This window comes from Xenorhabdus sp. PB30.3, assembly GCF_963895965.1.
In the GTDB taxonomy this organism is placed as follows: Bacteria; Pseudomonadota; Gammaproteobacteria; order Enterobacterales; family Enterobacteriaceae; genus Xenorhabdus; species Xenorhabdus stockiae.
Genome location: NZ_CAWQMW010000117.1, coordinates 44,238 through 50,594 on the forward strand (window position 1 = coordinate 44,238; position 6,357 = coordinate 50,594).

Sequence of the window (6,357 nt, forward strand, 5' to 3'; positions counted from 1 at the left end):
ATGGCTATTCAGAAACAAGAAGAGAAAGTGATTGAGTTTAAGCAGGTCAGGAAACATTACAAAGATTATCAGGCGCTGAAAGGCATTTCTCTGGATGTTTATCGTGGTGAGTTCATTGGTCTGCTCGGCCCGAATGGTGCGGGAAAAACGACACTGGTTGAAATACTGGAAGGACTAAAAAAAGCCGATTCAGGCTCTGTCAGGGTATTGGGAAAAACATGGCAGCATGATGCACCTTATCTGCGCCGGCGTCTCAGCGGAGTCTTACAGGAAACGTTATTTATCAACAAACTCAGAGTAAAAGAAGTGCTTACTCTGTTCGGCAGTTTCTATGGCTGTTCACGTCATCGGGTGCAGGAAGTGATGGAACTGGTTGAATTAAGTGAAAAACACCGGACTTATGTGGAAGGGTTATCAGGAGGCCAGCGCCAGCGGCTGGCTCTGGGTGTTGCCATTATGAATGAGCCGGAAATCCTGATACTGGATGAGCCGACAACAGGGCTTGATCCGCGTTTCCGGCATGATACATGGGACATTCTGCGCAAACTCAACCGGGAAAAAAAATCCACTATGCTGCTGACAACGCATTATATGGAAGAAGCTGAGTATTTATGTGATCGGATTTGTATCATGAATAAAGGAGAAATTATTGCACAGGGTGGCATGGATGAATTACTGAAAAAATACTGTAACGGCGATCTGATTGAGCTGACGACCCGGTTCCCTGAACGTCTGCAAGAACTGAGCCGGCATAATCGGGTATCAAGTTATGAATACGATGAATCAAAAAACAGGATCCGTATGATAATTGACGATTCAGCCAGCTTTGTGACTGAGCTTTTTGAATGTGCCAAAAAAGCCGGTACCGATATCAATGAACTGGTGATCAGAAAGAAAACGCTGGATGATTTGTTCATGACACTGGCAGGGAGACGCTTCCATGAATAGTGCACTGATCAACCTGATGAAAACACAATTCAGGCAATATATCCGTGAGCCGGAAATTCTGTTCTGGTCATTTGGTTTTCCGCTTTTGCTGGTCTGGCTATTAGGTCTTTCGTTCTCATCACAGGATATTCCCGAAAGGTATATCGGCATTGTTCTGCCAGCAGAAGTCGCGGAACAACAGAAGATCAAACAATGGGGAGAGCAGCTTACAGCGCATGAACACACCATCTCCGGTATTATCAATCAGGATGAAATCAGACGGAATAATCTGGTAAAGGTCAAATATCATATTAAATATTATCCTGACCGTGAGGCGGTGATCCTCGGGTTGAAACGGGGTGATATTCAGATGTTCATTGAACAGAATGCGCAGGGAAAACAGATTCACTACCTTGACCCGCAGGATGGTGATGCCCTTTTGACTTACTATCTGCTCAATCAGCAAGAGGGAAAGCAAACAGATAAAAATCTTTTTATTCTGGAAACTCCGGGGCTGCGTTATCTGGATTTTCTGATACCGGGGTTACTGGCGATGGCAATAATGGAAACCTGTTTAATTGCTGTCGGCTGGGCACTGGCAGAAAAACGCCTCGCGCGGGTCACCCGCCAGATGTGCATCACGCCAATGCGTAAGACCACCTTTCTGATGGCGCATATTCTGGCCTGTCTTATCATCAACTTCGTTGAAATACTGATTATTTATCAGTTTGCTAAGATCTATTTTGATATAGAAATACAGGGTTCGTTTTACGCCTTTCTGCTTTTACTCTTTGCCGGGAATATCTGTTTTTCTGGTGTGGCAGTGCTGGTGGCATCCCGGGCACGCAAGGCTCAGACTGCGAACGGCTTACTGGAAGTTTCGATTCTGATACAGGTTTTGTTATCGGGGATCTTTTTCAGTTATAAACACTTCCCACAGTGGATGGTCAATATCGTTGAATATCTGCCGTTAACTATTCTGGCTGATAATATGCGTAAAGTATTTATTGAAGGCGGAGAACTATTACAGGTTGTACCTGCATCTATTGCACTGGTTGTCATTGGTGTCATGACTTTTATATTAGGAATGCGAATTTTCCGCTGGTATTAATTTGTCAGTGGCTGCTTTGGCAGCCACTTGAAAAAATAGATAATGGAAATATTCTACTCTGGCTGTTTTTTTGTTTTTTTATATGAAAAGTTATATGGAAAGCTATTTGATATAGGAAATATAAATATTATCTTGTGAGATATATAATATGTTAAAAAATATTCCGTATATTATTTTTGACGCAGAACCATTCTGTTTTGGTCCGATATCGACAACATTAAATGTTGTGGAACAGTTAAAGCATCGAAATAAATTGATAGCGGATGCTAAGTTAATTTTATTAGGTACACTTACCTCTTCTCAATTAGGTGAAAAATCGAATTTATTTGATATTATTTATGAGTGTGATACGACTTCTGTTACCGAGCTTTCACGTTATTCGGAGCTGATTTCAGGAGCCAGTCTTTACATTAACAATACCAATCCCGGCTCGATTAATTTTGTTTCGCAACTGGGTACACCCATTGTCTATATCGATACGCTATTCTGGATGTGGAGTAATCTTCACGCTGATCTGCGCCAAACTGAAAAAACGTTCATTCAGGACTTTCATGGAATAGAACGAAATATTGCCAAATTCAGCGATAAACTTGGTGATTATCAAGTTATACCTCCCATTCTTTCTGATTCTTTGCAACAGTGTTTAATGGATGATCATCCATTAGAAGGTGTATTAATTACCCTTGGTGGTATTGACACGGTTTACAGCGAGACAACTGATTTTTACTATCATTTTCTTCAGGAATTACTCTCTATTCCCAATCTGAAAAATGAAAAAAATATTACGATTGCAGGTGGTGGAAGAACAATCGGAAACCTGAAGAATATACTCGCTGAAACACATCCTCATATCCATGTTGATTGTTTTTCAAGACAGGATTTTCTGAAAAAATTACGGCGGGCCCGTAAGGTATTATCTAATGCAGGGCTTACCACATTTTATGAATGTGTTACGCTTAATAAAGATGTTTTTTTCTTGCCTCCACAAAATTATAGCCAGCAATTACAGTTAGAAATATATCTTCAACATTATTATCCCCCTGAATATGGTTTTCTGTGGCAGCCGGAATATGGATACCCTGAGCTCCCCGCTTACTTATCAGAGAGAGAAGGGCTAGCGTTAACTGATAAATGCATCGATTTATTTATTAATCGTCCGATAGAAAGAAAGCGCGCTCTGGAGATGATTGACCAGTTTCTCTCGAAAGAGAAAATTAACACTCATTTTTCCCGGGATATCTTTGAACATAATGCGAGTGATATTATTGTCGATTACATTGAAAAAACGCTTTTAGCCAAAAGGTTACAGAGTGAGAAAAATATGAATTTACGCAACTGAATGAATATCTGAAGATTGATGACAAATGCTTAATTAAATGCTACTTATTAGTCCTTTAGACAGGATAATAGGTGTATTTGATATGAACTCCAAAAATATTTGGAGAACCTACGGTTCAACTTCTCTTTTTGTCTTATTGTGGAGCAGTGGCGCAATCTTTTCTCGCTGGGGGTTGGATTATAGTTCTTCCTTTGCCATTTTGACGATACGTTTTGCCATCGCTTTTCTATGCCTTTTGTTACTCTGTGTGTTCAGAAAACATTACTTACCGGCGTCAGGAAGTATCGGAAAAGTTGCGGGTACTGGCTTATTGATGATTGCCGGATATGCTATTTTTTATTTTCTTGCATTAGAGCATGGCATTACCCCCGGAATTCTAGCAACAGTCATGGGGATTCAGCCTATTATTACTCTGTTGGTGATAGAAAAACATTTTTCCGTTCGCCGTTTACTGGGTCTGTTCTTATCTTTAATGGGATTGATATTAGTTGTTTTCCAAGGGCTGGTAATGACTAATTTTTCTTTTCTGGGTACGTTTTTTGCTTTGTCAGCATTAGGTTGTATGAGTTTAGGCGCTATTTTTCAGAAGCAAATTCAGCAGTCGCCTTCAGAAGTTCTGCCTTTGCAATATGGTGTAAGTTTAATTGCTTGCTTATTGTTTGTTCCTTTTAAACCTTTTCATATTGAATTCACCACTGGTTTTATTGTCTCTGTGTTATGGCTTGGGTTAGTTATTTCTGTAGCAGCACAGTTATTACTTTATCGGCTTATTAATGCAGGCAATTTAGTTAACGTCACTAGCCTGTTTTATCTTGTGCCGTGTGTTACCGCATTAATGGATTATTTGTTTTTAGGTAATGCACTCTCTACGTTAAGTATGATTGGAATGATAGCGATAATCACAGGGTTAGCTTTTGTTTTTCGCGAAAAAAAGTAACAGGAATATCGCTATTCTGATTTATTGCGTTCCTGTTTCTTACGATACGAGCGCCAGCGGTATCGGGGCCAATAGAAACTAAATAGGATCATCAGTATGGTCAGTGGTGTTCCGCAAAAAGTAATCACGGTATCAATGGGAAACCCGGCTCGATTTGCAAGAATATAAAGCCCGACTGCTTTTGACAGGTAGACCAAAATCCAGACGATAGAAACTTCGTGCCATACTCTGTCATAGATGGGCTTGCCATAAACTGAGATAGTTTTTAATCCCGGCATGGCTTGCTCCGCCATTGTTTTTGCAGCCGGCTTTCCTATTAGTGAATAAAAACAGAAGACTGCAACCAGTGATGCAGCACTGCTAATTGAACCAAAAACTTCCTCAAGTTTTTTATCAAACAGGGTATATCCGTGTATATAAAGATAATGACTTAGTCCTGATACTAACAACAGAGCGATTACTACCCAAATACTTTGTGTTTTACTGATAATCCTGAGAATAACTGAATATATTGTTGTCAGCAGCAAGGCAGTACCAACACCGCCTACAGAGAAAGCAACATGATACAGAATAATCGGTATAATCATGTTGAGCATTACATCCCGTGATATTAAATAACGCCAGATAGATAAGTTTGTTTGCTGCATTTTTTTACCTGATATTTAAGGGTGTTTGGGTTACATACAAAAGGAAAACCAAAAGAAGGTAAATAAATATGCTGAATATTAATATATAGTCAGAAAAGTTTATCCCGCAAGAAATAAACAGAGTTATATATTTTACCTGGGATGTCTAAACTATTGTTAAACTGATCTGTTTTTTGTTTATGGATATTCTTAATATTATTTCCAATAAATTATGCTTAATGATATTTAAAGCCAGTAATATGGTATATGATGATTTCCTTTTCTATCTCTTCAATTGTTAAGAATATTCTGAATGCAATGTGATTTTTTTTCGTGTAATTAACATCATTATCAGATAAAAAAACTTCACTGTTGCTGCTTGTTATTTTCATTTTGTATTTTTATAAGTGAATTGTTTTGTTTTTGGATTTTTATCCTGATTGAGAGATGCTTTCAATTCACTTGAATTATTATTGCGTTAATTGGATAAATATCTCTAATTGATGCATGATGGTTTGTTGAGTAATTTTATCGCTGTTAAAAGATGTATTTTGCCGTTCTGAACTGAATATATCCGAGAATTAATTGGGTATTAATAAGATAAAGGTGCGAAAACATGAGTGTCTGTGAGTCTAAAGAAATATCAGAAATACAACTAACGCGTTGCATACAAACATTGACAGGTGCTTTTGATGGGTATTCTTTGATGCGGCATTTTCTGGCTGAGGATAGTCACCAGCAGAGAGTACAGCGTTATCTGGAGACCTTTCTTCGAAAAGTCGGTATGGCAGTAGGGCATGTGTGGGCTACTGATGATGGAACGGCTGTGTCTATTTGGACGGCTCCCGGTATTGAAGATGCAGCGTCTGTTTTTGTTCCGCTGTCCGTTGAATTTGAAAAGATCGCAGGAGAAAGAGCGAACATAATGCAGGCATCTGAAGCAATTATGGCGAAAGAACGCCCTGATTTTCCGTGCTGGTTTTTGGGGGTAGTCGCCGTAGATCCTGACTTTCAGGGAAAGGGGCTGAGTCGTGCGGTTATTGATCCCGGGCTTGAGAGAGCTGAACGTGAAGGTTTTCCGGTGTTTCTTGAAACCTCGGATGAAAAAAACGTCAGAATTTATGAGCGGCTGGGGTTTGAAGTCACCGCTGAATATCCGCTTCCTTTCAATGGTCCCATGATGTACGCAATGCTCAGAAAGTAGATATTGTAATGGCTCGACTCAGTGCAGAAGTATCAATATTCTTCTGCACTTTTTTCTGTTTCAGTTCCCTGAAAAAGTACATTCCCTTTATTTAGTTGATTAACGGGAAGATCATTCATGTAACCGGAAGTTGTTGAACTATCATCAGGCCAGTTTATCTGAATAGTCATGATAATATCTGAGATTTAATTAGTATAATTTATTGATTTTAAA

7 protein-coding genes are annotated in these 6,357 nt (G+C 39.2%); 5 read left to right on the forward strand and 2 right to left on the reverse strand.

All coding sequences use genetic code 11. The annotated features are described in order from the left end of the window. The 4 genes from AACX38_RS08315 (at position 1) to AACX38_RS08330 (ending at position 4,314) form a co-directional block, all read left to right on the forward strand. Positions 1–948, forward strand: coding sequence for an ABC transporter ATP-binding protein (locus AACX38_RS08315; protein WP_099121131.1), 948 nt, complete (start codon positions 1–3; stop codon positions 946–948). Continuing rightward, positions 941–2,038: an ABC transporter permease gene (locus tag AACX38_RS08320; RefSeq protein ID WP_228863970.1), complete on the forward strand. Its 1,098-nt coding sequence runs from the start codon at positions 941–943 to the stop codon at positions 2,036–2,038. Before AACX38_RS08315 ends, AACX38_RS08320 begins: the two co-directional genes overlap by 8 nt. Positions 2,039–2,186: 148 nt before the next feature. Beyond that, positions 2,187–3,377, forward strand: coding sequence for a hypothetical protein (locus AACX38_RS08325; protein WP_228863971.1), 1,191 nt, complete (start codon positions 2,187–2,189; stop codon positions 3,375–3,377). Between the two features lie 82 nt (positions 3,378–3,459). Continuing rightward, a complete protein-coding gene (locus AACX38_RS08330) occupies positions 3,460–4,314 on the forward strand; it encodes a DMT family transporter (protein WP_228863972.1) in 855 nt (284 codons plus the stop codon). 11 nt (positions 4,315–4,325) lie between these two features. On the opposite strand, the gene AACX38_RS08335 is transcribed toward AACX38_RS08330, so the two are convergent. Further along, on the reverse strand, positions 4,326–4,961 hold the full coding sequence (locus AACX38_RS08335) for a hypothetical protein (RefSeq protein ID WP_228863973.1): 636 nt from the start codon (positions 4,959–4,961) through the stop codon (positions 4,326–4,328). Positions 4,962–5,556: 595 nt separating this feature from the next. Between AACX38_RS08335 and AACX38_RS08340 the strand changes: the two genes are divergently transcribed. Next, positions 5,557–6,144 carry a GNAT family N-acetyltransferase gene (locus AACX38_RS08340; RefSeq protein WP_228863974.1) on the forward strand — a complete coding sequence of 196 codons (588 nt, stop codon included), beginning with the start codon at positions 5,557–5,559 and terminating at the stop codon, positions 6,142–6,144. A 32-nt stretch (positions 6,145–6,176) separates the two neighbouring features. On the opposite strand, the gene AACX38_RS08345 is transcribed toward AACX38_RS08340, so the two are convergent. Beyond that, on the reverse strand, positions 6,177–6,314 hold the full coding sequence (locus tag AACX38_RS08345; RefSeq protein WP_169926562.1) for a hypothetical protein: 138 nt from the start codon (positions 6,312–6,314) through the stop codon (positions 6,177–6,179). Positions 6,315–6,357 lie beyond the last annotated feature (43 nt).

Excerpts from the sequence above, each read along its gene's own strand:
- AACX38_RS08315 (WP_099121131.1), top strand. The coding sequence starts at position 1 with ATGGCTATTCAGAAACAAGAAGAGAAAGTGATTGAGTTTAAGCAGGTC.
- AACX38_RS08320 (WP_228863970.1), top strand. The coding sequence starts at position 941 with ATGAATAGTGCACTGATCAACCTGATGAAAACACAATTCAGGCAATAT.
- AACX38_RS08325 (WP_228863971.1), top strand. The coding sequence starts at position 2,187 with ATGTTAAAAAATATTCCGTATATTATTTTTGACGCAGAACCATTCTGT.
- AACX38_RS08330 (WP_228863972.1), top strand. The coding sequence starts at position 3,460 with ATGAACTCCAAAAATATTTGGAGAACCTACGGTTCAACTTCTCTTTTT.
- AACX38_RS08335 (WP_228863973.1), bottom strand. The coding sequence starts at position 4,961 with ATGCAGCAAACAAACTTATCTATCTGGCGTTATTTAATATCACGGGAT.
- AACX38_RS08340 (WP_228863974.1), top strand. The coding sequence starts at position 5,557 with ATGAGTGTCTGTGAGTCTAAAGAAATATCAGAAATACAACTAACGCGT.
- AACX38_RS08345 (WP_169926562.1), bottom strand. The coding sequence starts at position 6,314 with ATGACTATTCAGATAAACTGGCCTGATGATAGTTCAACAACTTCCGGT.